Raw genomic sequence first — 24,760 nt, 5'->3', positions numbered from 1 at the left:
CAAACCGAAGAGGGTGCCCGTGCTGGATTCGAGTCATGGACCCGAGACGCCGACTCGCGCACAACCTCACCGCCGAGTCGGAAGCGTACGGCTACACCCTGACCATCTGGGGGTCCGGCGCGATGCTCATCTACAAGGTCCAGACGCCGGACCTGTTTCACATCCTCCTGCTCGCGTTCGGCGCGATTCTGGGTTTCGCGGTCCTCGGGGCCATCGCGTTCCGGGAGATAGTCCGGGAACCCGCCGACGACGACACGCCGCTGGTCGTCACCTCGATGGTTCACGTCGTCTCGACGCTGGGCAACCTCGTCGTGGCCTACCTGCTGGTTCGGTTCGTCGTGGCTCACTCGACGCCGGGGTGGTTGGCCTTCCCACTCGTGGGGTTTCAGGCGACGTTCCTCTACAACGTCTTGCTCCTGTTAGAGGACTTCCTCTCCGAGCAGTTCGTGGAGGCGACCCGGTTCGGCGAAGACTTGGAAGAATCGGACTGAGAAACGGAAGGCGGTGTGTCGGCCACTACTTGCGCCGATCTACTTTACGGAGACCCACTCACCGCGCTCGTCGCTCTCCTGAATTGCCGCGAGGACGCGCTGGACCGCGAGGCCGTCGTGGAAGTCGGGGTGGTACTCCCCGTCTGCTCCGGCGGTTTCACCGCCTCCGTCTCGCGGCGTCTCCGACGCCGCGCTATCGATAGCAGATAGGAACTCGTAGTTCTCGTGGACGAAGGTGTGTTCCCACCCGAGGACGTGGCCCGGCGGCCACCAGTGTTCGACGTACGGGTCGTCGGCGTCGGTGACGAGAATCGTCTCGTAGCCCCGGTCGTCGCCGCGCAGGACCTCCAACTCGTTGAGGCGTTCGAGCGAGAATTTGAGACTCCCCTCCGAGCCGTGAATTTCGATGGCGTGGTCGTTCTTGTGCCCGTTGGCGAAGCGCGAGGCTTCGAAGGTCGCCATCACGTCGCCCTCCAGTTCGGCCTGCGCGGAGTAGGCGTCGTCTACCGTGACTTCGCGGGTTTCGGTCTCACCGTCGCCTCCTTCGCCCTCCACGGGGCGCTCGTCCACGAAGGTCTGGCAGTGGCCCGAGACGCGTTCCACGTCGCCGACGAGGAAGCGCGCGAGGTCGATGGTGTGGGCACCGAGGTCGCCCAACGCGCCGCTCCCGGCCATCTCCTCGCTGTTGCGCCACGACCACGGGGCCTCGGGGTCCACGAGCCAGTCCTGCAAGTAGCGCCCGCGGAAGTGGTGAATCTCGCCGAGTTCGCCGTCCTCGATGAGGTTTTTGGCGTACCGGATCGCCGGGACGAAGCGGTAGTTGAACGCGGTCGCGGTCGGCACGCCAGCGTCTTCTGCGGCCGCGGCCATGCGCTCGGCGCTGTCCAAGTCGTTTGCCAGCGGCTTCTCCGAGAGGACCGGCGTGCCAGCTTCCAGCGCGGCGATGGAGGGTTCGGCGTGGACGTGGTTCGGCCCGAGGTTGTAGAAGGCGTCTACCTCGTCGACCACGTCTTCCCAGTCGGTCGCCGTGTTCTCGAACCCGAGGCGGTCGGCGGCGTCCGCGAGGGCCTCCTCGTCGCGGCCGACGAGGACGTGGCGCTCTACGTCCGGTGCCTCCGGGAAGAACATCGGGAGTCGAGCCATCGCGTTCGCGTGGGCTTTGCCCATGAATCGGTAGCCGAGAACGCCGACTTTGAGAGTCATGTCGTCGCGAACGTACTCGGCGGAGGTGCTTAGTGTTTCAGGAGTCGGTCAGCGATGCGGACCGTGAGACCCCTGCGAACCGTGAGGTCCACCGTGCGGGCCGTGATCACCCGATTGGCCGTGGTGTCCGTCACCGTGGTGGGGATGGTTCGTCCAGTCGTCACCGTGTCGGTGGTCTCCCCAGTCGTTCTGGAGTCCCCACTGGTCACAGACGTGTCCGACGGCCGAGACCGGATCGGCGGCGAAGTCGGTGACGTGAGCGCCCGCGGTCACGGTCGCGCCGAGGCCGAACACGGCGAGGGCGGTCAGGACCGTCACGGCGATTTTGAGTGAGGTGGTCATGGGTCTCGCCTCCTACGTAGACGTAGGCGACGAACGGACATAAGCCCGGAAGGCCGTTCTCGGCCAGTGGGAACCAGCAGGGTCGGAACACCCGGCGCGCTCGAACGAGAATGCTCGAACCCGCTACTCCTCGGCCAGCACCGACCGCATCGCCGACGCGACCTCCTTGAACCGGTCCATCTCCATCGCGTCGGTGGTGACGAACGCGCCGCGGTCGCCGACGATGACCCGCGTGAGGTAGCCGTGGTCGAACGCCCGCATCGTGAACCGGTACGGGCCGAGTTCAGTCTCCTCGTAGAGCGTCTGTGAGCGGAACCCGAGTCGCTCGTTGTCGGCGAAGCCCACGAGGTCGGCGTCGGCTTCGAGGTCCCCGCGGAGGTAGAGCTGTTCCTCCTCGTCCTCGTCGAAGTACGTCACGCTCCGAAGTTCGTCGCCGACGGCGGTTCGACAAGTGCTGACTAACTGGTCGGCGAGGTCGTCAGAGACAATCTTCCCCATACGCTCCTCGTCAACCCACAGCAGGAAAAGTGCTAGTGGCGGTCGCCGGAATCCGGGAATCGACCACCGCGGACTTGCGCCCGGAGACCGAACGCGCGACCGCGCCGGAACCGTCGGTCTTTTGTCCATCCTCCCGGTTTTCGTGAATCCCATGGCCGAGAGGAACGGCGGAGACGACACCGAGGCGAGCGACGACGCCATTCGAGTCACCGCGCGCGGCGTCGTCACCCGCGAGGAGGGCGGCGGCCGAGGCGACGACCGCGAGGAGCTACTGGTCGAGCGCGAGCGCGACCCCGCGGGCGAAACCTTCCTCCGACCGCTCGGAGGCGGCGTCGAGTTCGGCGAACACAGTCGGGACGCGCTCCGCCGGGAGTTCCGCGAGGAGTTGGGCGTCGAACTCGCGGGAGTCTCGCCGCTGGGCACCTACGAGGACGTGTTCACCGTCGCGGGCGAGACCCAGCACGAAATCTGGCGGCTCTACGAGGCCGATATCGCGGCGTCGTGGCCCTACGACGAGGACGCCTTCACCGCGACCGAACCCGACACGGGCGAGGAGATAGCGTGCGTCTGGAAGTCGGTCGCCGAGTTGGAAGCGGACGGCGACGCCGAGACGTTCTATCCCGAGGCGGCGCTGGCCGACCTGTGACCGTCGGGGCTACTCGGCGTCACTCGCTTTCGGCGTCCTCGGACTCGTCGGCGACGCTGGCGCTCGAACCGACCGCGGCACCGACGACGACGCCGAACGTCGCGCCGACGATTGCTCCGAGTTCGCCGCCGAGGTTGCCGAAGAGAAAGAATCCGACAGCGCCGAGGACAGCTATTGGGACGAAGAGTTCTATCGGATGCGGTCCGGCCATCGGGACGAGCGTGTCGGCGGCGCAACAAAAACGTTTCCGTGCGGGCGAATCGGAGGGCGGCGACGCTGGTGGGCGTAATCAGGCCCAGTACGCTTCGCCGGGTTGCTCGCGGAACACCGCGCGCTGGAGGAGGTTCACGGCCTTCTCCAGTCCTTCGTTGGAACTGGTCAGCGAGTCCTCGTGTTCGATGGACAGCGCCCCGTCGTAGCCGACCATCCGGAGCGTACTCACGATGTCCTTCCAGTGTTCCTCGCCGTGGCCGTAGCCCACCGAGCGGAACAGCCACGAGCGGTCGGCCTCCTCGTCGTAGGGCGTGGTGTCGAGGACGCCTTTCGTCCGGGCCTGCGCGTCGTAGACCTTGGTGTCCTTCGCGTGGAAGTGGTGGATAGCGTCGTGTTCGCCCAGCAGTCGGATGGCGTCGGTCACGTCGATGCCCTGCCAGTAGAGGTGCGAGGGGTCGAAGTTCGCGCCGATGCGCTCGCTGGTCTCCTCGCGCAGGCGGAGCATGCCCGACGGTTCGTACACCAGCATGTTCGGGTGCATCTCGATGGCGACGTTCACGCCGTGGTCGGCGGCGTGGTCCGCGAGGTCCGACCAGTACGGGATGGCGACTTCTTCCCACTGGTACTCGTGAGCGTCGGCGTGTTCGCCCGGCCACGGCGCGGTAATCCAGTTGGGCGTCTCGTCGTTCGGACTCCCCGCGGGAAGCCCCGAGAAGCAGGTCACGGCGTCCACGTCCAGTTGGTCGGCGAGTTCGATGGCCTCCCGCAACTCGGTGTCGGCCTGCTCAGCGGTTTCGTCGTCGGGGTGAAGCGGATTGTTGTGGGTCGCCAGCGCCGAGATGCGCATGTCGTACTCGTCCAGCAGGTCGAAGAGGTGGTTCTGTGCCTCGTCGTCGTCCAGATACTCGTCGCGGGGCAGATGAGTGTCGCCGGGATAACCCCCGACGCCGGGTTCGATGGCGTCAACGCCGATTCCGTGGAGGTACGCCATCGCGTCTTCGAGCGACTGCCCGTACAGCGGTGGTGTGTGAACGCCGATGTCCATACCTCGTCCACCACGGACGGAGTGAATAAGATTGTGGGACCGACTCCCCCGCGACTCACCCCCGAACTCGCCGCCCGAACCCCCGACGCTCGCTCGTCTCTCCGTGGCCCCTCACTCCTCGGCCAACTGCACGTCGAGGCGGTCTTCCAGCGCCTCCACGAGCGACCCGCCGACGTTGGCCTGATTCGCCCGACCCTGTTCGACCGCCAGCAGGTCGTTCTCGGACACGTCCAACTCGTCGGCGAGTTCGCCGCGCTGGAGTCCCTCGTCCCGTCTGGCCTGTTCGACCACGTCGCCGTAGTTCGAGACCAGATACGGGAGCGGGTCGTCGTCGTAGTTGGTTCCCTCCTCTTCCCAGTGGCGCGAGTCGCCGTCGTAGACGCCACTCGCCTTCGCGGTGTTCTGGGCCGCCTTACGCTTGCGTTCGCGCTCCTCGTCGTCGCCCGAGTCGGTCTGCTGGTTGTCGTTGTGCGAGGAGGCACAGTCCGAGCAGACCTCCAACAGCGCACCGGCCACGTTGGCCTCGGTTAGCGAGTCGCTCGACGTGCCACAGAGTTCGCACGAGCCGCCGCCACCACTGCCGGACGACCCGCCGGTCGAATACTTCGCCATATAGCAACCAGTAGGGACACGACGCATTTGAATACCCCGCTTGCCAGTCGAAGTCACGCTCGTCCCGACCGGCGAGCCCAAACACTCTTTTCGGTGTGACAACAATAGTCACGACCATGGCGGACGACTCGACCGATACCCCGACCGACGACTCGGCCGCCCCCGAGAAATCGGCGGACGGCGACGGTTCGGGGGCCGATACCGACGCGGCCACGGACTCGCCGCCCGACAGCGGCGACTCGACGCCCGACACCAACGCGGCCGCGAACTCGGCACTGGTCGATACAGTGTTCAGTGTCGTCGCGGACGACAACCGCCGCTACGCGCTCTACTACCTCTCGGACCGAGGAGCGACCGACGTGGAACGGTTGGCGACCGTCGTCGCGGGCTGGACGAACGCGAACGCTGACCCGACCGCGGTGGTGACGCCCGACGAGCGCGAGCGCGTCGAAATCGCGCTCCACCACGTCCATCTCCCGCGACTCGAACGCGAGGGGTTCGTCCGGTACGACCGCGAAGCGGGGACCGTCGAACTCGCCGACGTGCCCGACCTCCTCGACACCGTACTGGCGCGCTCGCTCGACCAGCGACGACGCGAGGCCGGACCGCGGGCGTCCGGCGACTCCGACTGGCACGACTCCCGGACCGATGACGCTCCGTGAGTTCCTCGACGGGGCCTCGTCGTCGCGCCGGACCGTGACGCTGTTCGCACCGCGCCCCTGCGAGGAGATAACGACTTACTTCGAGTCCCGGAACGTCCTCGTGGAGTACGAACCGATTCCCGACGACGGTACCGACGGGTTCGTCGTCCTGAGCGTGGACGGCGAGTTCGCCGGGAGCGCCGGGATGGCGGCGGTCCGCCACCTCGTCTCACCGAGCGCCGCCGACCTCGACCCCGGCGAGAACGACGCGCTCCGCGCGACGATGGACCTCCTCGCGGAGACCACCTTCGTCGCCTTCGAACGACGGCACCTCCTCGCGGCTAGCCGCGAGATAGAGGACCGCGCCTACCGCGTCGGCCACGGGACGCTCCGGACCGGCTTCCAGTCGGCCGCCGCGATGGAGGCCCAACGCCACGTGTACGCCACGCTGGCGACCGAGACGCTACTGGACGTTCACGTTTACGGTCGCCTCGACTGGGAACCGGACGTGCCGGGCGCGACGGTCCACGCCGAGGAGACCGGCGAAATCGGGGCGTTCTGGTTCGTCGTCTTCGACGGCGGCGACGCCGACCGACAGGCCTGCGCCCTCCTCGGCGAGGAGTTCGAACCGGGGACGTTCCACGGCTTCTGGACGTACGACGCCGAACTGGTCTCGGATATCGGGGCGTATCTGGCGCGCACCTACACCTGACGGCGCGGACCGATAGCCGACGCCGCGACCCTCCGGAAGCGACAGACGGAACTACCGACCGCCCCCACGACGAAACGATGAGCGACTACTCGTTTACGCACGACGTGGACGTTCGCTACCGCGACCTCGACACGATGGGCCACGTGAACAACGCGGTCTACGCCAGCTACTTCGAGCAGGCCCGCGTGGCCTACTTCGACCAAGTACTGGACGTGCCCCTGCGGGACATCGAGTCGGTCCTCGCCAACCTCGAAATCGACTTCCTGCGGCCGGTCGAGATAGACCACGACGTGACCGTCGCCGTGCGCGTGCTGGAACTCGGCGAGACCTCGCTCCCGATGGCGTACGAGGTCCGCGCCGACGGCGCGGTCGCGGCCACCGGCGAGACGGTACAGGTCGCGGTCGATAGGGAAACCAAGTCCTCGAAGCCGATTCCGGAGTCGTGGCGCGAGGATATTCGGGACTTCGAAGGACTGTAGGCGAGCCGTAACCGAAATAACAGGACTTAGAGCCTTTTGAGAACAATCTAACAGTTCTAAACATCATATTTCTGCCGTAACAAAGTTCACAAAATTATAAGAATCCGTTCTGATAAATCGTCTGCATGGGACTGTTTGGAAGCGACAGCACGTCCGAGATAGACTACGAACCGGAAAGCGAGTTCGCGACGGCCGAGCGAATCGGGAAGATGGAGGACGTACTCGACCCGGACGAGAAGGTGATGTACCTCATCAAAGGGAAAGGCATCCAAGAGAAAGGCGAAGGGGCAGGCGCGTTCGGTGCCGACGTTGAAGGTAAAAACAGCATCCTGAGTTCGATTCTGACGGGTGCGACGAACAAGCGTCTCGTTTCGAAGATTCCGCAGGTTACGGGCGACGACGAGCAGACGATTCCCTACAGCCGAATCGAGGGTGTGGACCTCGACACGGGACTCGTCTCGAAGAAGTTGACCGTCAAGACCAGCGGGAGCGCCTACGAGTTCCAAGTATCGGACCCCGACGCCGACGAAATCCGAGAGATGGCGCGGTTCATCCGCGAGAAGATGAAGGAGAGCCAGCAGACGAACGCGCAGGCGGCATCGCAACCGGACCCGACCGAGCAGTTGAAGAACATCAAGGAACTCCACGACGAGGGTGTTCTCTCCGACGAGGAGTTCGAGGAGAAGAAAAACGATCTCCTCGACAAGATGTAATCCGCGCTACCGACGGAGATACGGAGTAGGAACTCGCCGGGAGTGAGAACACAGACGAACGAAGCTCTCGCTCGCCAGTTAGCGTCCGAAGGAATTGTGCGTGGGTGCAGTCCCAAGGGACTCCACCTGCATCGTATTCCGTGGCTGAGCCACGTTGCGCGAGTGTGTCGCGCTTGCGATGCGTGGGACCGGATTTGAACCGGCGGACCCCTACGGGACAGCGCCCTCAACGCTGCGCCGTTGGCCTAGCTTGGCTACCCACGCTCGCGGTGTCTTTCTCTGCACTCAGACGTAGTAGCCAAGCGAATAAAATGCCTTTCGTTTCGACTGCGGGGCGGCAGGTACCCGCACGCCGAGGAGCCTCCCGGACTCCTCGGACGCTGGCGCGACGATTGGACACGGTAAGGCGTATGTCGAACCGTTCCCAACGTCCGGACATGCAACGATTCGTCGAGCGGCACGTCCCCGCGGTGACCGGGCTTCTGACCGTCGTCTCGCTCGCGTTGGTGTTCGCGGCGGCGCTCCGCGTCGTGCCCGCGGGCGCGCTCCCCCGAGCGCCCGACGCCGTGCTGTCGGCCATCCCGCATCTCAACGCGGTCATCAGCGTCGTGGCGTTCGGCGTGGTCGGCGCGTCGTGGCGCGCGATTCGCCGCGGCGACGTAGAGCGCCACCGGAAGGGCATGCTGGCGGGCGTCGTCCTCTTCGCGGCGTTTCTGGTCATGTACCTCTACCGCGTCGCGCTCCTCGGGCCGAGCGAGTTCACGGGACCCGCCGCGGTCGAGCAGTTCGTCTACTACCCGGTTTTGGGGATTCACATCCTGCTGGCGGTGGTCTGCATCCCGCTTCTGTACTACGTGTTGCTCCTCGGACTGACCCGGCCCGTGTCGGACCTCTCGGCGACGAACCACCCCAAAGTCGGGCGCGTCGCGGCCGCGCTGTGGATGACCTCGTTCGCGCTCGGCGTGGTAGTCTACCTCATGCTGTATCTGTTCTGACTCCCCGGCCTCGAAATCGCTTTACTCGTCGTACCGCTCCAAGAGGATTTCCCACGTGTCGCGGCCCTCGTGGTAGTGACTGCCGACGACGCGGCCGTCCCGCCCGATTTCGAGCGCGTGTCTCGGTTCGAGGAGTCGCGCCCGTTCGAGTTCGGGCCGGGTCTCGGCGGGCGACTCCTCGTCGTCCGTTCCCGCGAAATCGGAGGCCGCGGGGTCCGACTCCGCGACGCTCTCGTCGGCGGTCTCGTCGGCAGTCTCTTCGCCGGTTGCGGGCCGGTCTCGCCGGTCGTAATCGTGAGCCATCTTCGTCTTCGACGGGCCGCGAGAGATTAATTGTTGCGTCCGGGGGCGTCGTCTTCGTCGGCGTCGTCGCTCCCGCTCGAATCGCCGGTCCCGAGAGCGTCGTCGCCGTCCAGTTCGTCACCGTCGTCGGAGTCGCTGGGTTCACCACTCGTCACGTCGATGCTGACGCTCTCGGAGCGACTCGCGGACTCGGTCGTGGTCCTGCGCTCGTCGCCGCTACCGCCGCTGTCGCTCCCGAGGAGTCGCGTCCGGAGGTCGTCGGCGACCGACTCCACTTGGTCCCGGAGCGTGCTGACTTCCTCCTCGAACTGCTCGACGGTTCGCTCGACGTGGTAGACCCGTTCGGCGGGGATGCGGCGCACCAAGTCGCGCCCGTGGTCGTCCTCGCCGGTCTTGAGTATCCAGTGGTCCTGAAAGTAGGCGACGTGTTCGTTCTGGACCGTCTGGGATTCGGTCTCGCCGTCGGGTCCCTCGTACACGATAGTCGCCTCTCCGAGGTCTTCTTCGACCATGCGAGAATCCTCGGCTTCGAGACGGGTAGCAACTGTGGCCGAGCGCGGCGGACGCCAGTGGGAATCCAGCTGGCGTCCGGGAGAATCTCAGTCGTCCGCGCTCGCGGGGGTGCCCACGTCGGGGCGGGTCACGTCCCGGTCGGTCGCTTCGCCGTCGATGTCGTAGGGGTACTCGCCGGTGACACAGCCCATACAGAGGTCGGCCTTGCTCGTGTCGAGCGCGTCGGCGACCGCCTCGTTCGAGAGGTACGCGAGGCTGTCGGCCTCGATTTCCTCACGTATCTCCTCGACGGACTTGTCCGCGGCGATGAGTTCCTCGCGGGTCGCCATGTCGATGCCCATGTAGCAGGGCGCGACGATGGGCGGGGCACCGACGCGCATGTGGACCTCCTCGGCACCGCAGTCCCGCAGGAGCGCGACCAGTTGGGTCGAGGTGGTCCCGCGGACGATGGAGTCGTCGATGATGGTGACGGTCTTGCCCTCGACGGTGGACTTTATCGGATTGAGCTTCAGGCGGACCGCGCGCTCGCGTTCGTCCTGCGTCGGCATGATGAACGTCCGGCCGACGTAGCGGTTCTTCATCAGCCCCTCGGCGAACTCGACGTTTGCGCCGTCTTCTTGGGCGGCTTCGGCGTATCCTCCGGCGAACGCGCGGCCGGAGTCGGGCACCGGCATCACCACGTCGCTGTCGATGCCGCTCTCCTCCCAGAGCTTGCGGCCCAACTCCCTCCGGACCTCGTAGACGAGGTGGTCGTCGATGACGCTGTCCGGGCGCGCGAAGTAGACGTGTTCGAAGAAACAGTGAGCCGTGTTCTCGCGCTCGAACAGTTGGTAGGAGTCGAAGCCCTCGCCGTTGGGTCGGAGGACGACGAGTTCGCCCGGTCGCACGTCCCGGACGAGTTCCCCGTCGAGGGTGTCGATAGCCGCCGACTCGCTGGCGAGGACGTAGCCGTCGTCCAGTTCGCCGATACAGAGCGGGCGGTTGCCCTCGGGGTCCCGAACCCCCAGCACGGTGTCGTCGTGCATGATGGTCAGCGAGTACGAGCCGTGGATGCGACCCATCGTGCGCTTGACCGCGCGCACGAGGTCGGCCTCCAACAGGTTGCGCGCGAGGTCGTGGGCGATGACCTCGGTGTCGCCGTCAGAGGTGAACGCGTGGCCCTCGGCGGCCAACTCGTCGCGGACCTCCTCGGCGTTGACGAGGTTGCCGTTGTGGCTCAGCCCGAGCGCGCCGCTCCGAAACGAGACGGTGAACGGTTGCGCGCAGGACTTGTCCACGCTCCCCGCGGTGGGGTAGCGGACGTGGCCGATGCCCGCGCTCCCGCGCAGGGCCTCGATGTCCTCCTGCTCGAAGGCGTCGCCGACGAGTCCCATCTCGACGTGGTCGTGCTGTTGGAACCCGTCGTGGGTGACGATGCCCGCCGACTCCTGTCCGCGATGTTGGAGCGCGTACAGCGAGTAGTAGAGGGGGCGCGCGGCGTCCCGCTCGGCGAGCGAGACCCCGACGACGCCGCACTTCTCGGTCGGACCCGACAGGTCCGGGCGACTCGCACCCGCTTCGGAGGGCGCTGGCTCGCCCGTCTGGGCGTTCTCGGTCGAAGCGTTGCGGGCCGCGTCCCGGCCGTTTTGCATGGACGGAGCTACTGCGCCACCGTAGTAAAAACCCTCGCTATCGTGCCGAAAAATCCGACCGGCGCCCCGAATGTATGCACGTTCTCGTACACTTCTAGTTACAACACTGAAACCTCCGATTCCGGCCCGGACGCCACCCGACGATGGCGTCGGGCGCGCTCGGTGACGCAGGCCACCCCGGATGCGCTCGGTGACGCCTCCGCCAGCGAACGCTCCGTGATACACTCCACTGGAACGCGCTCGATTCCACGAACCTCCGTTTGGGTGGGCTGAAAGGGGCCGCCCGGTCGCGGCCGCAGGCCGTGGTCGTCTCCGCGGGCAACTATTTCCGCGCGGGCGGTGCGGAGAGCGCGGAAATATCTCGCGGAGCGACCGCGACCGGGCGGGGGCTTTCGAAACGTTCGCCGCGGTCGCTCCCGTGGCGACCCGTACAACGGTCTCGTCTATCGAAAATCGAATCGATACAGAAGCGACTACACGAAAACGAAGAGACCGCAGAGAGAAAGAAGCGTTCGAGGCCGATTACTCGCCGGACTTGCTCTGCCACTCGTAGTCGCGGCGCTTCTTCGACTTACCGAACCCGCAACTCGAACACTCCTTCTTTTTCGTGTGATACGACTTCTCGCCACACCGGCGACACTTCGTGTGAGTCGTGGTGTTCTTCTTCCCTTGGCTCGGGGTTCCTGCACCAGTCATGGGTTAATCGACACGAGGTTGTCGCCGCGTATAATGGTTGTGTCTTCCTCGTCGGTGTCCTCCAGCACCAGATTCATGTGCTGGTCGTAGCCGGTCAGGATGCCCTCGTACTCCTCGCCGCCTTTCAATCGCACCGTAACCTCCTCTTGCAGGGAGGCTTCCAGCACGTCGAGCGGTCGTCCACTCATATCACTATCGCCACCCGTCGAAGTCTTAAACGTACCGGAAACGCCTCTCTAGAGGAATGTTTCATCGCGCGCGCTCCGAATTGAATTGTTGACAGGTCGGGCGAATCGCGGCGCTTCGAGCGACGACCGACCACCGCCGCCAAGATATCTATACCAATTTAAAGGAAACCTAAATCTGTCTTTTAGAATTTATTTATTTTTTCTAAGCAACAAATATATTTCTACGGGTCGGCCGAGGAGCCTCGCCAACTCACCGCGCCCACTCGACCATCCGCGCGTAGAAGTCGTCGCTTCGCAGGGCCTCCTCGTCGCCGACCAGCACGAGCGACTTCTTCGCGCGCGACAGCGCGACGTTCACCCGGCGGTAGTCCTCGAAGATGGGGCTGTCGAGGTCTTGGGTGGCGACGAACGAGACGACGACGACCTCCTTGCTCGACCCCTGAAAGCGGTCCACCGTGTCCACCGTCACGCCGTCCGACACCCGGCGACCGATTTCGGCGACCTGCGCTCGAAACGGCGCGATGACGCCGATTTCGTCCGGTTCGACGCCCGCGGCGAGGAACTCGGCCACGATGTCGGCGACGCGCTCGGCCTCGATTAGGTTGGTGTTGCCCTCGGCGCGACCGTCGGGGTCCACGAACGCAACGCCGCCCGCGCCGCGCACCGCCGCGGAGACCGCCGTCTCGTCAACGTGCGGCAGGTCCGCGAGCCGTTGGGCGGCGACCTCGCCCGAGGCCGGGCGCAACTCGCCGTCGTAGAACTCCCGCGAGGAGAACGCCTGAATCCGCTGGCTCATCCGGTACTGGCGGTCGAGCATCACGCCCGCCTCGGGGGACTGGCCGATGAGGCGCTCGAACAGGGAAGTCGAGAGGTCGGTCACTCGCGGGTCGTCGCTTCGCTCCTCGCCGCTCGCGTTTTCCGAGGCGTTCGCGTCATCCGAGGCGTTTACCTCCTTCGAGGCGACCGTCTCACTATCGGTCCGGACGACCGGCGGGAGTTGCTGGTGGTCGCCGACCAGTACGAACCGGTCGGCGAGGTTGACCGCCGCGAGCGTGGCGGGTTCGGTGAGTTGGGACGCCTCGTCCACCAGCGCCGCGTCGAACGACTGTTCGCGCATGATTCGGGAGCCGCAGGTCGCGGTCGTGGCGGCGACGACGCTCGCGTCGCGCAGTTGGGCGAGACGCTCGCCGGGGTCGCCCGCCTGCTCCAGTCGCAGGTCCTGCATGTCCTCGCGGACGCCGCTCTCGGTTCCGACGCGAACGATGTCCTCGAAGCCTTGGTCCCGCAGGGCTTCGAGCGCGTTGTCCACCGCGCGGTTCGTGAAGGCCGAGAGGAGAACGCGCTCGCCCCCTCCGGCGGTTTCTTCTCGCGGGCTTCGCCCGCTCGAACGGTCCGAGGCGCTCTGCGCCTCGCTATCACCGCCTCCGGTTCGAGGCGACTCCGTCGCCTCGCCATGCTCCACGAGGGCGCGAATCGTCCGCGCGATGGTGTAGGTCTTGCCCGTACCGGGCGGCCCGTGGACCAGCGCGAACTCCTCGGCGTTGACCGCGCGGTTCACCGCGTCGTTCTGGGCCTCGTTGTTGTCGATGTAGGTCCGCCGGTCGTCGGCGAACTCCGGGTCCGCGCGGTCGAACAGCACGTCCTTCCGGCGCTCGTCGCCCTTCAGCAGGAAGTCGTGGAGAGCCGTCAGCATCCGGTCGGCCGACAGTTCCGAGGGGTACACGTCGAGCCGCCGCAACTCGACCGGTTCGTCGGCCGTGACGACGACCTCCTCGCCCAATCGCTCGACGCGGGCCAACTCGGCGTGGCCGTTCACGGGGTCGCCGTCGCTGGCCAGCACCACGTCGCCCTCTCGAATCTTCGAGACCGCGCTCCCGGCGCGCTCGGCGTGCATCTCCCACCGGCCGCCGTCCAACTGGCGGCGCTCGGTCGGTTCGAGGCCGAGGAGCGCGCGGTCGTCGTCGGCGCGCTCGGCGGCGGTCTGTCGCCAGAGCTTCGCGTACTCGGCGTGGGTCGCCCGGCGTTCCTCCTCTATCAGTCGGTAGACGCGGTCGAAGTAGTCGCGTTCCGCCTCGGGAATCGCGGTGCCGATTTGGCCCGCCTTCGACTCTTGGTCGAGGCGGCCCGAGACCACCATGCAGGTGTCCTGCTCGAAGCAGTACTCGCAGGTCGCGTCAGCCTCGTAGCCGGTCGGGATGCCGGGGTTCTCCCGGTCCGACGCTTCGGGGTTGACGGCGTGGTACTCCATCGCCGCGATTTCGTTCCGCGTGCGAACGACGAAATCGAGGAGACCGTCGCCCACGGAGAACTCCTTGGCTGGCGAGAGGTCGCCGTCCTCCTCGGTCCGGTCGAGCGCGGAGTTCTTCGTGTAGAGCAGGGTGCCGGTGTCGGCGGGCACGCCCTTCTCTTGGAGCAAGAGCGCGTAACACGCCGCCTGAATCTTGTCCTGAAACCGCGGGTCGCGCTTGAGGTTCTTGCCGGTCTTCAACTCGACGGGCATCCCGCGCCGGAGCGCGTCGGCCCGGCCCTTGATGGCGAACCGCTCGCTGATGAGCGTCTGCTCGCTCCGCCAGTTATCTTCTTCGGTGAGTGCGCCCTGCGCGAGCCACCCCTCTATCGCCGCGGCGTTCTGGCGGACCTCGTCGGCAACCTCGTCGCGCTCGCGGCCCAGAAGCCCCAGTTCCAGTCCGGCCTCCGCGACGCGCTCGTCGATGGACTCGTCCAAGTCCCGGCCGCGTAGCAGGTCGCCGAACACCTCGTGGACGATGGTCCCCTTGACGACGGGGTACGCCAGCGGAATGCCCGAGAGTTTGTTGAGGTAGTACATCCGCGGGCACTGGACCCACGACCGAACGTCGGTCACGTCCACGAGGAACGACGGTTCGACCACGACGTACGAGTCTTTCCCGGTCGAGTATGTCGTTTCCCCCTGATACTCGTCCTCTTCTACGTCGGTGACGAGCAGTTCCATCCCCTCTTCGAGGAGGTCGGCGCTCTCGGTCCACTTGCCCCAGAGCGTGACCGTCTTTTCCGGTGCTTGGCCGGTGGCCTCGTCGTGGCCACCCTCGTCGCGGACCGTCACCTCCGCGAGGTCGCGCTCGCCGTACTGCGTGCTGACCGTGCGAATCTCGCCGACTTCCGCGACTCCTCCCCGAACGTTCACGGAGGTGGGTAACGCCCGCCGGTAGAAAAACCCCGTCGGTCGGCGGGAGGGGGTCGTCGGGTCGATACTACCCCGAGCGAAAAGGCCGGGGTCCGGTGTCAGGTCGCTCGACTCCGGTCAGTCGGCACCGTGGGGTGGAACGTGACCGCACGTCGAACAGGACTCGTAACCGCGTGCGTCTACGAGTTCACCGCTGCATTGTGGGCATCTCATCGTGAGCGTCGGTAGCCGAGACGAGAGTATAAGACTTCCTATAAGATGGTATAATTTCTCGGAAATTGTATAAGGACACCTATTATTTTTTGCGAGGGTTTCGAAACTGGCGTTCGGTCCGAGGAGTGGCGATACTGGCGCTCGAACCCGCGAGAAATCGGGATTTCGGACGGACGTGAAAAACGGGGCGAGGTTCGGGAGACGGGGCTATCCGGACCAGCCAGCGCAGATGTCGTCGTTGACGTTGGTCCGCCACGTCTCGAAGCCCTCCTCGCAGTCCGGATTGTCGTGGATGTGGTCGATGAAGGCCGCGCCGGGGTTCTGGAGTTCGTCGCCACAGAACGGACAGTCGTTCGGGTCGTCCCACGTCGATGTCGTTGACATGGATATGATGCCGACGTTCTTCCGTATAAATTCTGTGCGGATATATCTAAAATACCTTAGTTGGCATAATATGCCCCTAATATTTGTTTCCCACCGCGTCGCACGCTCTGGTGTCGAAGCCGCGGGAGTCGGACCGACCGCCAGAAGACGGGAGGAGAGAACCGAGGAGTTGCGGGCACTGAGAGGCGTCAGATGCCGAGGTCGGCGATTCGGGAGTCCCGATTGAGGACCTTCTTGACGATTTCGGGTTCTTCGAGGAGTCGGTGCTTGGTGTGGACGCCCCGGCCGCGGCCCCGGCCCTTCGTCTCGGAGTTGATGACGTTCAGGAAGTCCTGTTCCTGTAGAATCTCCTGCACGCGGCGCTCCGAGAGCGGGTCCATGTCGAGGTCCGACGCGATGGTCTGGTACTGCCGGTATATCTGCTGGGTCGGGAACTGGTCGCGGGGCTTGTTCTCCGTCAGGACGGTGAGCGCCAGCAGGATGGCCTTCGCTTGGGTCGGCGCGCCCTCGATGAGTTCGGCGAAGCGGTCGGCCTCGGTCTTCTCCTTGGCGGCGTAGACGTGTTCCTCGGTTACCTCCTCGTCCTCTTGCTTAGTGGCGATTCGCCCCGCGTTCCGCAGGATGTCGATGGCCTTGCGCGCGTCGCCGTGTTCCTGCGCGGCGAGCGCGGCGGTGAGCGGGACCGCGTCGTCCGAGAGGACGCCGTCGCGGAACGCGTCGGCACGATTCTGGAGGATATCCACGAGCTGGTGGGCGTCGTACGGCGGGAAGACCAGTTCGTCGTGGGCGAAACTCGACTTGACGCGCTCGTTGAGTTCGTCGGGGAAGTCTATCTTGTTCGAGATGCCGATGATGCCGATGGTCGAGTCGGTCACGCGGCGGTTCTCGCCAGCGCGCGAGAGTTTCCGTAGCACCTCGTCGTCTTCGAGCATGTCTATTTCGTCGAGGATGACGATGACTACGTCGCTACAACTGTCGATAATCTGCCAGAGTCGGTCGTAGTAGTCGCCGGTACCGAGTCCGCGCTGGGGCACCTTGATGCCGGTCTCGTTCGGGTCGTTGAGTTCGCGCCCGATGGTCTTGATGACCGACGCCTCGGTCGTCTGTTCGCCGCAGTCGATGAAGGCGGTGCGGACGTTCACCTCCTCGTGTTCGGCCTCGTTCTCGACACGCTTGGAGACGCTCCGGGAGATGAGCGACTTTCCGGTCCCGGTCTTGCCGAAGATGAAGAGGTGGGTCGGCTCCTGCCCGAAAATCGCGGGGTTGAGCGCCTCGGCGACCTTCTGCATGTGTTCGTCGCGCCCCACGATACGGTTCGGGCCGGGGAGGTGAGAGATTCGCAGGAGGTCCTCGTCGGCGAATATCGGCTCGTCGTAGCGAAACAGTGGGTCCCTGTCGCCGTCGTCGTCGGTAGCCATCAGTTGCCACTGCATTCGCACTTGAGCATATAAATGGAGGGGGTATCGTCGCGGATGTAACTCGGTGTCGAACACGGAGCCAGCGTCGTTTGTCGCCCCTTCGAGCGAGTCGCCGCCACCGAGTACCCTCGCGGATGTTCCGACTCCGCGTATTCGACGGGAGACGAGGAACGGTCGCTCGACCCAAGCGAAGGAGCGTTCGACGCCGAGTAGTTAGGACAGACACCTACCTCGCGGATGTAAGCAGGCGGGCGGGAGGGGGCCGGGAGGTTGGGCCGGGAGATGGATCTGAGAAGAAGAACGAGCAGGTAGTCGCAGTAGGTCGGTGGCCCGGTGCGGAGTCGAAGGCTCGAAGGAACGACGAAGGAGTGTCGATAGAGAAAGTAGAAAACGAAGGAGAACACCGAGAGCGAAGGAGAACGTCGAAAGCGACGATAGTAGTTCGAAAACATATACGGACTCACACACCTTCGTCGCGTCTGTAACGGCGTATCTCTCTAGAGAAACAACACACACCACCCCCGCGAATGTAAATATATAGAATATGCATCTCTCAACGTCTGGAAAAGCTATATAGTGATTCAACATTATCTTTATTTCAGGAATTGATGATACATCCGCGAGCGTGGTAACAGGCGCTAAGGAACCGGCCGACCCCCATCATCCCCTTCTCGACGCTTACAAACGCGACGGTGGTGTGTCCCCCCGAGGAGTTCCGACCGCCGCGGAGCGTCGAAATCGCCGTCGGTCCGGACCGGAAGCCGAAACTCCGGTAGTTTTCCCCGTCCGCGAACGCGCGTCGATTCGACTCCGGTCCCGAACGTCCGCCAGTCGGAACGCGAGCGGCCGACTCGCGGTCCAGAAGCAGCAGAAAGATTTTGACCGGTCGGTCCCAACTGAAACCCGTGAGTCTCTACCGCAGCGTCCGGGCAATCGCCGACGCCTCCGGCACCGGTCCCATCGACTGGGCGGCCGTCGCCGAGGCCGCGAAGGCGTCCACGGACCCCGGTTCGATAGACATGTCCCCGAGCGAGCGAGCGGGGTACGCGGCCGACGTGCGCGACGCCCGTACCCGCGTCCGCGAGGTCTCCGGCGCGGAGTTCGACGTTCCGGATACCATCGAGGTGCAGAACCGCCACCACTGGATAGACGCCAACATCGACACGTTCCGGCGCGTGATGGAACCCGTCGAGGAGCGCGGCCCCGAACTCATGCCGGGCGTCGCCCGGACCATCAACACGGGAACGATGTCGCTGATGTTGTCGGTGCTGGCCAAGAACGTCCTCGGGCAGTACGACCCGCTCCTGCTCGCGGACGGCGACGAACACGCCCTCTACTTCGTCCGGCCGAACATCGACCGCATCGCCCGCGAACTCGACGTGGACTACGACCGGTTCCGGCGCTGGATCGCCTTCCACGAGGTCACGCACGCCGCGGAGTTCGGCGCGGCCCCGTGGCTCTCGGACCACCTCGAAACCCGGATGGAGTCGGGCATCGACGCGCTGGCGAAGGGCCGACTCGACCGCGACGCGTTCCGGGACCTCGACGCCGCGATGACCGCCGTCGAGGGGTACGCCGAACTCCTGATGGACGGCGCGTTCGACGACGAGTACGCCGACCTCCGCGAGAAGATGGAAGCTCGCAGGCAGGGCGGCGACCCCCTGTCGAGGCTCGTCCGGCGACTCCTCGGTCTCGGCCTGAAGCGCCGCCAGTACGAGCGCGGCAAGGCGTTCTTCGAGACCGTTGCGGCCCGACGCGGCATCGAGGGCGCGACGGTCGTCTGGGACCGCCCGGAGAACCTCCCGACCGACGAAGAACTCGACGCTCCCGAGCAGTGGCTCGCCCGCGTGAACCCCTGACTCGGCGTTTTAGCGTGAATCCCTGACTCGGCGTTTTAGCGTGAATCCCTAACTCGGTGTTTCGGCGTGAATCCCTGACTCGGCGCTTCGCTTCAGCTCTTCCCGATTCGACGCTCTGCGGTCCTCCTACGCGATACGAACCAGATACGCGAGGAGTACCGCACCGACTACCAGTCCCGCGCCGAGCGCGACCGCGATTTCCACCAGCGACCCGCCACCGAAGAACGCGGTGAGGCCCGCCGACACCCCGACTAACAGGACGATGCCGATCTTGAGTTGGTTCATCGCGTCGCGCCTCTCGTCGTCTGATGTTGGTCTGACCATGCTTAGAGTTCGTGCGGTGCGCTGACGTGCATCTGGACGAATCGCCAGCCCGGTTCGTCTCGCTCGCTGTCGTCGCCGGTTTCACTCTCACCGTCGTCGCTTCCACTCTCACCGTCGTCGCCAGCGTTCCCTTCGCCAGCATCACGTTCGAGGACACCGCTCCATCGCGTCTCGAAGGAGTGTCGTGTCTCGCTTCCGGAAGCGTCGGTCTCCTCGGCGCGCTCGCTCCCGGTTGCGGTCCACGACATCGCCACGTCGTCGGTGAACCACGCGACGGTTTCCCGAGCAGTCACCCGGAGGGCGCGACTCTCGACTCGCCAGTCGTCGGTGGTGCGGGTCTGTTCGCGCAGTCCGTCGGCGACTGCCTCGTAGCCAGCGAGACGCTCGCCGACGCCGAACTTCACTACCTCCTCGCGCTCGGCGAAGTACGGCGAGAGGGGGTCGCCGCGCCGGAGCGCCTCGTAGTACGCTTCGACGGTCTCGGTCGCGTTCATGAAAAATCGGTGACGGCGAACTCGCTTAAGCCTACTCGTCTGGCCGGTTGCTCGCGCCTCTCTCCGAAGTCGGCCGCGAGAATCCTCGACCAACGCCAGCTACTGGAAGTCCCGGCCAACGTTAGCTACTGGAAGCCCCGACCCACATCGTCGTCCTCGATGAGGTCGTCCAGTTCCTCGTTCAGGAGGTCTTCGGCCTCCTCGAACCGGTCGGAGAGTTCCTCGGCAGGGTCGGGCCGCTCGTAGCGGTCGAAGTCGATGGGACCGAACGCGGGACTGTCGAGGGCGTCCATCACGTCGTCGAAGAAGTCGTTCGGGGTGGTCGGCGCGTCGGCGTGGGCCTTGACGACCTCTTCGAGGTGACGGGCCTTCTCCTCGGCGTCGTCCTCGCTCTTCGGGGGGTTCTGAACCGCGAAGCGACCCTCGGTCTCCTGTTGGGGGAGGAACGAACCGATTTCGTCGTCCAGTTTGCGCGCGACTCGCGCGCCGACGCCTTTCACGTCGTAGGGGTTCTTGGCGTAGGTCTTGATGTGGTAGACCCCGCCGCGCGGATGTCCGAGGTAGAGGTCTTCGCCGACGCCCCCGGCACGCTTGCCGCCGACCGCCCGCCAGTCGTCGGGGTCCACGTCTTTCTCGACCACGTCCTCGACGATGTCCTTCCACTCGCGTATCCGCATGCTTATGGGTCACATGCGACCGAGGGAGAATGAACGTATCGGTCTAGAGAGGCCCGTCGCCGCGAACCGGAGCCACCTCGCTCGGAATCATACGTCGGCGACTCTCGAAGTCAGTACGTCGGCATCTCTCGGAGTCAGTACGTCGGGGACTCCTCGGGTTCGTCCTCGCGCTGGTTGACCACGCGGCCGAACACGAACAGCGCGTCCGAGAGCCGATTGAGATACGTGACCGCAGTGTCGTTGATGTCTTCGTCGGCTTCAAGCGCGACCGCGCGGCGCTCGGCGCGCCGACAGACCGTCCGGGCGTGGTGGAGTCGCGCACCCGAGTCGCCGCCGCCCGGCAAAATAAACGACTGGAGGGGTTCGAGTTCCTCGTCGTAGTCGTCCATCCACTCCTCTAATTTTTCGACGTGTTCTTCCCGGACGGCCGGGTCCTCGTCGTCGGGGTCCGGGTTGGCGAAGTCGGCCTGCACGACGTGGAGGTGGTTTTGAATCTCGCGGAGGTGGCCGTCCACGTCGTCGTGGCCGGTCGGTCGGACACGCCCGACGAGCGCGTTGACCTCGTCTACCGTGCCGTAGGCTTCGATGCGGGGACTGGCCTTCGAGACCCGCGACATGTCCCGGAGGTCGGTCTGGCCCTCGTCACCGCGACCGGTGTAGATTTTCATACCGTGCAGTAGCGACGGACCGCACTTAACTCCCGCCCCGAACGAGCGGTGCGCCACCCGGTGGTCGCGTCTCTCGTCAGGCCAACGACCGCTCGACGTACTCCACGATTTTGTCGCTCTCGGCCATCGTGACGCCCCGCTCGTCGTCCACGAGGACCGGAACGCCGCGCTGGCCGCTGATACGCTTGACCTCGTCTCGCTCGGAGTGCAGTGCCTCGACCCACTCGGTCTCGTACTCGACGCCGTTGTCGGCGAGCGCGTCGTGGACCTTCTCGCAGTACGGACAGCCGTCGAGCGCGTACAAGGTTACGGACATGTCTACCGATTCGGTCTCGTCTCGCAAGTAGCTACCGTCCGAGGAGCCACCGGTTCGGCCCCGGAGAACGACGAGAGTTCGACTCCTCTCCCGCCGACCCGTTTCTCACACTCGAACGCAAATTCGATATATCGTTATTTGATTTATTTCTTGCCGATAGTCGCCGACGACCCCGACACGGAGCGACTTCGATGAGTCGCAGTTCGCGAGGATGCGCAGTCGGTCCGACGCCGACGACTTCGCACGTGGACTAAACCAGTATCCTCAAATGCGACGCGCTTTCACGTTCGAACATGGCTCAGGAACTCGACCACGACTGTCCCCAGTGCGGGACCGAGCGGACGTTCTACCGCACCGCGAGTACGACACTCCACCTCGGCGAGAAGACCAAGTGGGGCTGTCCGGAGTGTGACTTCCGGTTCGTTCGCATCGACGGCGACATCGACTCGGCCCAAGCCTGACGACGGTCTTTCTGCCGTTCGCTGTTGGGGTCCCACTGCTCGGTCCGACCAGTCGCGTCGCTCGTTTCTGCCCTTTCGCTTCGCTACCCTACGGTCCGTGCCATCTCCCGAGCGGCCGATCGCTCGACCGCGGCTCTACCGACGGTTCTCCTCGGGCGCGCGACTCGTTGCGCCACGTCGCTCGTGCCTCCACGTCGCTTCTGCTCGTGAGAGTCGGTCTTCGCTTCGTCGAACCGACTTTCAGGCCCTTTCCACGACCGAAGCAGAACAAATAAACCATATTCAGATATACTAAACGTCTCTCTGAACGCTCCGGGAGCGCGAACGCGCTTTTGCTTTCGGAGGTGGTCGATAGCCCCGTGAACGGTGGGCTGGACCGAACGACGAAGCTCGCGGTCGGCGCGGCCGGAGCGACCCGCGCCGTGGCTGGCAGAATGCTAGCGACCGCGCTCGCAGTGTTCGTCGGCCCCGCCCTTGCTCTCTGCAGTCAGTGTACTCGGCGGGCGGACCCACCGCGGCCGAACGGTCGGGTTTCCGAACAGCGCACTCGCCGCGGGCGATGTGGGTGGATAGCTTCTCGTCGGCGTCCTGCTCGGTCTCCTTGCGCGTCGAGCGTCTATGCAGTCGTCGCGCTCGCGGGACTACTGTCGTTCGCGGCGGCGGGCCTCGTCGTCGGCCTCCCCGACCCGGACCGTCACGGTGGGACCGAGGAGCGACCGGTCGTCTCGCTGGCGGACCGAACCGTCGAGACGGCGGCCGGGATTGCGCGACCGATGCGAGGTGACGACGAGTGACCGCCGACTCGCTCCGAGGTTGCGTCGCGAGACGACCTGAGCGCGAGGCGGCGATGCCAACTCGCGTGTAGAAAGGGTTATCAGTTCGCCGGAACCGTAACCAACACATGAGCCAGATTACGGTCGTCCTTCCGGACGGTTCGGAACTCGAACTGGAGGAGGGAGCCACGGTCGAAGACGCCGCGTTCGAAATCGGCCCCGGTCTCGGCCGCGACACCGTCGCGGGGGTCGTGAACGGCGACCTCGTGGACAAGGCGAGCGAGTTGCCCGACGGTGCGAAGTTGGAAATCGTCACGCCCTCTAGCGATGAGTACCTCGACGTGCTTCGCCACTCGGCCGCCCACGTCTTCGCGCAAGCCCTCCAGCGTCTCTACCCCGAGGCCCGCCTGACCATCGGGCCGTGGACCGACGACGGTTTCTACTACGACATCTACGGCGTCGAACTCGAAGAGGAGGACCTCGAAGAGATAGAGGCGGAAGCGTACGACATCATCGAGGAGGACCTCGAAATCGAGCGCTTCGAGCGGTCGCGCGACGAGGCCTTCGAGGTCTACGAGGACAACCGGTTCAAGCGCGAGATTCTGGACGACGAGGCCGCCGACGAGGAGTCCATCTCCTTCTACGAGCAGGGCGAGTTCGAGGACCTGTGTAAGGGTCCCCACGTCGAATCGACCGGCGAAATCGGCGGGTTCGCCCTCCTCTCGATTTCGGGTGCGTACTGGCGCGGCGACGAGGACAACGAGATGCTGACCCGCGTCTACGGCACGGCCTTCGAGAGCGAGGCGGAACTGGAGGAGTTCATCGAGCGCCGCGAAGAGGCCGAGGAGCGCGACCACCGCAAGATCGGCCGCGAGATGGACCTGTTCAACATCCCCGACCACTCGCCGGGGTGCGCCCACTACCACCCCAACGGGATGACCATCCGGCGCGAGTTGGAGGACTACATCCGGTCGAAGAACGACGAGTTGGGATACGACGAGGTCTGGACGCCCGAGTTGAACAAGGCCGAACTCTGGAAGCCGACGGGCCACTACGACACGTTCAAGGAAGCGGGCGAGATGTTCGCGTGGGAGCAGGACGACACCGAGTACGGCCTGAAGCCGATGAACTGCGCGAACCACGCCTCCATCTTCGACGACCACCAGTACTCCTACCGTGACCTGCCGGTCCGGTTCTCGGAGTTCGGGACCTGCTACCGCAACGAGCAGTCGGGCGAACTATCCGGACTCCTGCGAGTCCGCGGGTTCACGCAGGACGACGGCCACGCCTTCATCCGAAAGGACCAGATTCGCGGCGAGATTCTGTCGGTCCTCGACGTAATCGACGAAATCTACGGTCACTTCGACCTCGACGTGCAGTACAAACTGGAGACGAAGGGCGACGACGCGGTGGGGAGCGACGAAATCTGGAACGAGGCGACCGACGCGCTGAAAGACGCCCTCTCGTCGGAAGGTCTCGACTACGACGTAGAGGAGGGCGAGGCCGCCTTCTACGGGCCGAAAATCGGCATCAACGCCGTGGACGCCATCGGTCGCGAGTGGACCATCGGCACGGTCCAACTCGACTTCAACATCCCCGAGCGACTGGACCTGAGCTACACCGGCGAGGACAACGACGAACATCGGCCGGTGATGGTCCACCGCGCGCTCTTGGGGACCTTCGAGCGGTTCATGGGCATCATCATCGAACACTTCAAGGGTAACTTCCCGACGTGGCTCGCGCCCGAGCAGGTCCGCATCCTGCCGGTCAGCGACGACAACATCGGCTACGCCAAACAGCTCCAGAACCGGTATCTCGGCGACTTCCGCGTCGAAATCGAGGACCGGTCGTGGACGGTCGGCAAAAAGATTCAGCAGGCCCACGACGACAACGTGCCCTACATGCTCGTCGTCGGCGACAACGAGGAGGACGCCGGAACCATCTCGGTGCGCGACCGAGAGGAGCGCGAGCGCGACGACGTGGAAGTCGAGGCGTTCCGCGACCACCTCCGAGAAGAGGTCGAGAGCAAGGCCATCGAGCCGAACTTCCTCGAATAGGACAGCACTTCGGGCTTCTCTGCCATCATTTC

Annotated in this window: 30 protein-coding genes and 1 tRNA gene; 11 read left to right on the top strand and 20 right to left on the bottom strand. The window is 65.0% G+C overall.

Annotated elements, in window-relative coordinates:
* Nucleotides 1-35 precede the first annotated feature (35 nt).
* The gene (locus tag EPL00_RS09690; protein WP_202932591.1) at nt 36-491 is read left to right on the top strand and encodes a hypothetical protein; all 456 of its coding nucleotides are present in this window, start codon (nt 36-38) and stop codon (nt 489-491) included.
* A gap of 39 nt (nt 492-530) precedes the next feature.
* On the opposite strand, the gene EPL00_RS09685 is transcribed toward EPL00_RS09690, so the two are convergent.
* The 3 genes from EPL00_RS09685 to EPL00_RS09675 form a co-directional block, all read right to left on the bottom strand.
* Nucleotides 531-1,694 (bottom strand): Gfo/Idh/MocA family protein, encoded by a 1,164-nt coding sequence (locus tag EPL00_RS09685; protein WP_135852900.1) that lies wholly within the window; start codon nt 1,692-1,694, stop codon nt 531-533.
* A 48-nt stretch (nt 1,695-1,742) separates the two neighbouring features.
* A complete protein-coding gene (locus EPL00_RS09680; protein ID WP_135852901.1) occupies nt 1,743-2,036 on the bottom strand; it encodes a hypothetical protein in 294 nt (97 codons plus the stop codon).
* Between the two features lie 123 nt (nt 2,037-2,159).
* On the bottom strand, nt 2,160-2,534 hold the full coding sequence (locus tag EPL00_RS09675; protein ID WP_135852902.1) for a DUF7522 family protein: 375 nt from the start codon (nt 2,532-2,534) through the stop codon (nt 2,160-2,162).
* A 151-nt stretch (nt 2,535-2,685) separates the two neighbouring features.
* On the opposite strand from EPL00_RS09675, the gene EPL00_RS09670 reads away from it, so the two are divergent.
* Entirely contained in the window at nt 2,686-3,180 is a 495-nt protein-coding gene (locus EPL00_RS09670) for an NUDIX domain-containing protein (protein ID WP_135852903.1), read from the top strand.
* 19 nt (nt 3,181-3,199) lie between these two features.
* Here the strand turns inward: EPL00_RS09670 and EPL00_RS09665 are convergent, their stop codons facing one another.
* The 3 genes from EPL00_RS09665 to EPL00_RS09655 form a co-directional block, all read right to left on the bottom strand.
* Nucleotides 3,200-3,391: a hypothetical protein gene (locus tag EPL00_RS09665; RefSeq protein ID WP_135852904.1), complete on the bottom strand. Its 192-nt coding sequence runs from the start codon at nt 3,389-3,391 to the stop codon at nt 3,200-3,202.
* Nucleotides 3,392-3,469: 78 nt separating this feature from the next.
* Nucleotides 3,470-4,438: a sugar phosphate isomerase/epimerase family protein gene (locus EPL00_RS09660; RefSeq protein WP_135852905.1), complete on the bottom strand. Its 969-nt coding sequence runs from the start codon at nt 4,436-4,438 to the stop codon at nt 3,470-3,472.
* Between the two features lie 111 nt (nt 4,439-4,549).
* A complete protein-coding gene (locus tag EPL00_RS09655) occupies nt 4,550-5,050 on the bottom strand; it encodes a helix-turn-helix domain-containing protein (protein ID WP_135852906.1) in 501 nt (166 codons plus the stop codon).
* A 116-nt stretch (nt 5,051-5,166) separates the two neighbouring features.
* Between EPL00_RS09655 and EPL00_RS09650 the strand changes: the two genes are divergently transcribed.
* From EPL00_RS09650 to EPL00_RS09635, 4 genes are all read left to right on the top strand, one after another.
* Nucleotides 5,167-5,712 carry a DUF7344 domain-containing protein gene (locus EPL00_RS09650; RefSeq protein ID WP_135852907.1) on the top strand — a complete coding sequence of 182 codons (546 nt, stop codon included), beginning with the start codon at nt 5,167-5,169 and terminating at the stop codon, nt 5,710-5,712.
* On the top strand, nt 5,699-6,403 hold the full coding sequence (locus tag EPL00_RS09645; RefSeq protein ID WP_162224191.1) for a DICT sensory domain-containing protein: 705 nt from the start codon (nt 5,699-5,701) through the stop codon (nt 6,401-6,403). The genes EPL00_RS09650 and EPL00_RS09645 overlap by 14 nt, the downstream gene beginning before the upstream one ends.
* Nucleotides 6,404-6,480: 77 nt before the next feature.
* Nucleotides 6,481-6,882, top strand: coding sequence for an acyl-CoA thioesterase (locus EPL00_RS09640; RefSeq protein WP_135852908.1), 402 nt, complete (start codon nt 6,481-6,483; stop codon nt 6,880-6,882).
* Nucleotides 6,883-7,007: 125 nt separating this feature from the next.
* Nucleotides 7,008-7,595, top strand: a complete 588-nt coding sequence (locus EPL00_RS09635; RefSeq protein WP_135852909.1) for a PH domain-containing protein — start codon at nt 7,008-7,010, stop codon at nt 7,593-7,595.
* A gap of 179 nt (nt 7,596-7,774) precedes the next feature.
* On the opposite strand, the gene EPL00_RS09630 is transcribed toward EPL00_RS09635, so the two are convergent.
* Nucleotides 7,775-7,859 (bottom strand) — tRNA-Leu (locus EPL00_RS09630).
* Nucleotides 7,860-8,032: 173 nt separating this feature from the next.
* Here EPL00_RS09630 and EPL00_RS09625 point away from each other — a divergent pair.
* Nucleotides 8,033-8,590, top strand: a complete 558-nt coding sequence (locus EPL00_RS09625) for a DUF420 domain-containing protein (RefSeq protein WP_135852910.1) — start codon at nt 8,033-8,035, stop codon at nt 8,588-8,590.
* A gap of 21 nt (nt 8,591-8,611) precedes the next feature.
* Here EPL00_RS09625 and EPL00_RS09620 read toward each other — a convergent pair whose 3' ends face one another.
* The 8 genes from EPL00_RS09620 to EPL00_RS09585 form a co-directional block, all read right to left on the bottom strand.
* Entirely contained in the window at nt 8,612-8,893 is a 282-nt protein-coding gene (locus tag EPL00_RS09620; RefSeq protein ID WP_135852911.1) for a hypothetical protein, read from the bottom strand.
* Between the two features lie 26 nt (nt 8,894-8,919).
* On the bottom strand, nt 8,920-9,405 hold the full coding sequence (locus EPL00_RS23790; protein ID WP_135852912.1) for a hypothetical protein: 486 nt from the start codon (nt 9,403-9,405) through the stop codon (nt 8,920-8,922).
* 87 nt (nt 9,406-9,492) lie between these two features.
* A complete protein-coding gene (gene purF / locus EPL00_RS09610; protein ID WP_135852913.1) occupies nt 9,493-11,037 on the bottom strand; it encodes an amidophosphoribosyltransferase in 1,545 nt (514 codons plus the stop codon).
* 522 nt (nt 11,038-11,559) lie between these two features.
* Complete coding sequence (locus EPL00_RS09605) at nt 11,560-11,733, bottom strand: 50S ribosomal protein L37e (protein ID WP_135852914.1); 174 nt, start codon at nt 11,731-11,733, stop codon at nt 11,560-11,562.
* Complete coding sequence (locus EPL00_RS09600) at nt 11,730-11,921, bottom strand: LSM domain-containing protein (protein WP_135852915.1); 192 nt, start codon at nt 11,919-11,921, stop codon at nt 11,730-11,732. The genes EPL00_RS09605 and EPL00_RS09600 overlap by 4 nt, the downstream gene beginning before the upstream one ends.
* Before the next feature lie 250 nt (nt 11,922-12,171).
* Nucleotides 12,172-15,084 carry an AAA domain-containing protein gene (locus EPL00_RS09595; RefSeq protein WP_135852916.1) on the bottom strand — a complete coding sequence of 971 codons (2,913 nt, stop codon included), beginning with the start codon at nt 15,082-15,084 and terminating at the stop codon, nt 12,172-12,174.
* Between the two features lie 420 nt (nt 15,085-15,504).
* Nucleotides 15,505-15,681, bottom strand: coding sequence for a DUF7501 family protein (locus EPL00_RS09590; protein ID WP_202932590.1), 177 nt, complete (start codon nt 15,679-15,681; stop codon nt 15,505-15,507).
* A gap of 188 nt (nt 15,682-15,869) precedes the next feature.
* Complete coding sequence (locus EPL00_RS09585) at nt 15,870-17,099, bottom strand: Cdc6/Cdc18 family protein (protein ID WP_135852918.1); 1,230 nt, start codon at nt 17,097-17,099, stop codon at nt 15,870-15,872.
* Between the two features lie 905 nt (nt 17,100-18,004).
* On the opposite strand from EPL00_RS09585, the gene EPL00_RS09580 reads away from it, so the two are divergent.
* On the top strand, nt 18,005-18,958 hold the full coding sequence (locus EPL00_RS09580) for a zinc-dependent metalloprotease (protein ID WP_135852919.1): 954 nt from the start codon (nt 18,005-18,007) through the stop codon (nt 18,956-18,958).
* Between the two features lie 126 nt (nt 18,959-19,084).
* On the opposite strand, the gene EPL00_RS09575 is transcribed toward EPL00_RS09580, so the two are convergent.
* The 5 genes from EPL00_RS09575 to EPL00_RS09555 form a co-directional block, all read right to left on the bottom strand.
* Complete coding sequence (locus EPL00_RS09575) at nt 19,085-19,282, bottom strand: hypothetical protein (protein WP_135852920.1); 198 nt, start codon at nt 19,280-19,282, stop codon at nt 19,085-19,087.
* 2 nt (nt 19,283-19,284) lie between these two features.
* The gene (locus EPL00_RS09570) at nt 19,285-19,776 is read right to left on the bottom strand and encodes a nuclear transport factor 2 family protein (RefSeq protein WP_135852921.1); all 492 of its coding nucleotides are present in this window, start codon (nt 19,774-19,776) and stop codon (nt 19,285-19,287) included.
* A 125-nt stretch (nt 19,777-19,901) separates the two neighbouring features.
* Entirely contained in the window at nt 19,902-20,453 is a 552-nt protein-coding gene (locus EPL00_RS09565) for a hypothetical protein (RefSeq protein WP_135852922.1), read from the bottom strand.
* A gap of 134 nt (nt 20,454-20,587) precedes the next feature.
* Complete coding sequence (locus EPL00_RS09560; RefSeq protein WP_135852923.1) at nt 20,588-21,121, bottom strand: cob(I)yrinic acid a,c-diamide adenosyltransferase; 534 nt, start codon at nt 21,119-21,121, stop codon at nt 20,588-20,590.
* A gap of 76 nt (nt 21,122-21,197) precedes the next feature.
* Nucleotides 21,198-21,437, bottom strand: a complete 240-nt coding sequence (locus EPL00_RS09555) for a glutaredoxin family protein (protein WP_135852924.1) — start codon at nt 21,435-21,437, stop codon at nt 21,198-21,200.
* Between the two features lie 293 nt (nt 21,438-21,730).
* Here EPL00_RS09555 and EPL00_RS23515 point away from each other — a divergent pair, with 293 nt between their 5' ends.
* The 3 genes from EPL00_RS23515 to thrS all read left to right on the top strand — a co-directional run bounded on the left by EPL00_RS23515 (nt 21,731) and on the right by thrS (nt 24,728).
* Complete coding sequence (locus tag EPL00_RS23515) at nt 21,731-21,898, top strand: DUF7838 family putative zinc beta-ribbon protein (protein ID WP_166035410.1); 168 nt, start codon at nt 21,731-21,733, stop codon at nt 21,896-21,898.
* A 359-nt stretch (nt 21,899-22,257) separates the two neighbouring features.
* Nucleotides 22,258-22,692, top strand: a complete 435-nt coding sequence (locus tag EPL00_RS09550) for a hypothetical protein (protein WP_135852925.1) — start codon at nt 22,258-22,260, stop codon at nt 22,690-22,692.
* 107 nt (nt 22,693-22,799) lie between these two features.
* Complete coding sequence (gene thrS, locus EPL00_RS09545; protein ID WP_135852926.1) at nt 22,800-24,728, top strand: threonine--tRNA ligase; 1,929 nt, start codon at nt 22,800-22,802, stop codon at nt 24,726-24,728.
* Nucleotides 24,729-24,760 lie beyond the last annotated feature (32 nt).

It is taken from the genome of Halorussus salinus (assembly GCF_004765815.2).
GTDB lineage: Archaea > Halobacteriota > Halobacteria > Halobacteriales > Haladaptataceae > Halorussus > Halorussus salinus.
This window is presented reverse-complemented; position numbering and strand designations above follow the sequence as displayed.

Coding starts and splice junctions, on each gene's coding strand:
- EPL00_RS09625 (WP_135852910.1), top strand. CDS start 8,033: ATGCAACGATTCGTCGAGCGGCACGTCCCCGCGGTGACCGGGCTTCTG.
- EPL00_RS09660 (WP_135852905.1), bottom strand. CDS start 4,438: ATGGACATCGGCGTTCACACACCACCGCTGTACGGGCAGTCGCTCGAA.
- EPL00_RS09680 (WP_135852901.1), bottom strand. CDS start 2,036: ATGACCACCTCACTCAAAATCGCCGTGACGGTCCTGACCGCCCTCGCC.
- EPL00_RS09640 (WP_135852908.1), top strand. CDS start 6,481: ATGAGCGACTACTCGTTTACGCACGACGTGGACGTTCGCTACCGCGAC.
- EPL00_RS09650 (WP_135852907.1), top strand. CDS start 5,167: ATGGCGGACGACTCGACCGATACCCCGACCGACGACTCGGCCGCCCCC.
- EPL00_RS09635 (WP_135852909.1), top strand. CDS start 7,008: ATGGGACTGTTTGGAAGCGACAGCACGTCCGAGATAGACTACGAACCG.
- EPL00_RS09685 (WP_135852900.1), bottom strand. CDS start 1,694: ATGACTCTCAAAGTCGGCGTTCTCGGCTACCGATTCATGGGCAAAGCC.
- EPL00_RS09590 (WP_202932590.1), bottom strand. CDS start 15,681: ATGTCAACGACATCGACGTGGGACGACCCGAACGACTGTCCGTTCTGT.
- EPL00_RS09560 (WP_135852923.1), bottom strand. CDS start 21,121: ATGAAAATCTACACCGGTCGCGGTGACGAGGGCCAGACCGACCTCCGG.
- EPL00_RS09665 (WP_135852904.1), bottom strand. CDS start 3,391: ATGGCCGGACCGCATCCGATAGAACTCTTCGTCCCAATAGCTGTCCTC.
- EPL00_RS09600 (WP_135852915.1), bottom strand. CDS start 11,921: ATGAGTGGACGACCGCTCGACGTGCTGGAAGCCTCCCTGCAAGAGGAG.
- EPL00_RS09605 (WP_135852914.1), bottom strand. CDS start 11,733: ATGACTGGTGCAGGAACCCCGAGCCAAGGGAAGAAGAACACCACGACT.
- EPL00_RS09655 (WP_135852906.1), bottom strand. CDS start 5,050: ATGGCGAAGTATTCGACCGGCGGGTCGTCCGGCAGTGGTGGCGGCGGC.
- EPL00_RS09555 (WP_135852924.1), bottom strand. CDS start 21,437: ATGTCCGTAACCTTGTACGCGCTCGACGGCTGTCCGTACTGCGAGAAG.
- EPL00_RS23790 (WP_135852912.1), bottom strand. CDS start 9,405: ATGGTCGAAGAAGACCTCGGAGAGGCGACTATCGTGTACGAGGGACCC.
- EPL00_RS09570 (WP_135852921.1), bottom strand. CDS start 19,776: ATGAACGCGACCGAGACCGTCGAAGCGTACTACGAGGCGCTCCGGCGC.
- EPL00_RS09620 (WP_135852911.1), bottom strand. CDS start 8,893: ATGGCTCACGATTACGACCGGCGAGACCGGCCCGCAACCGGCGAAGAG.
- EPL00_RS09690 (WP_202932591.1), top strand. CDS start 36: ATGGACCCGAGACGCCGACTCGCGCACAACCTCACCGCCGAGTCGGAA.
- purF (WP_135852913.1), bottom strand. CDS start 11,037: ATGCAAAACGGCCGGGACGCGGCCCGCAACGCTTCGACCGAGAACGCC.
- EPL00_RS09575 (WP_135852920.1), bottom strand. CDS start 19,282: ATGGTCAGACCAACATCAGACGACGAGAGGCGCGACGCGATGAACCAA.
- EPL00_RS09670 (WP_135852903.1), top strand. CDS start 2,686: ATGGCCGAGAGGAACGGCGGAGACGACACCGAGGCGAGCGACGACGCC.
- thrS (WP_135852926.1), top strand. CDS start 22,800: ATGAGCCAGATTACGGTCGTCCTTCCGGACGGTTCGGAACTCGAACTG.
- EPL00_RS09585 (WP_135852918.1), bottom strand. CDS start 17,099: ATGGCTACCGACGACGACGGCGACAGGGACCCACTGTTTCGCTACGAC.
- EPL00_RS23515 (WP_166035410.1), top strand. CDS start 21,731: ATGGCTCAGGAACTCGACCACGACTGTCCCCAGTGCGGGACCGAGCGG.
- EPL00_RS09645 (WP_162224191.1), top strand. CDS start 5,699: ATGACGCTCCGTGAGTTCCTCGACGGGGCCTCGTCGTCGCGCCGGACC.
- EPL00_RS09565 (WP_135852922.1), bottom strand. CDS start 20,453: ATGCGGATACGCGAGTGGAAGGACATCGTCGAGGACGTGGTCGAGAAA.
- EPL00_RS09675 (WP_135852902.1), bottom strand. CDS start 2,534: ATGGGGAAGATTGTCTCTGACGACCTCGCCGACCAGTTAGTCAGCACT.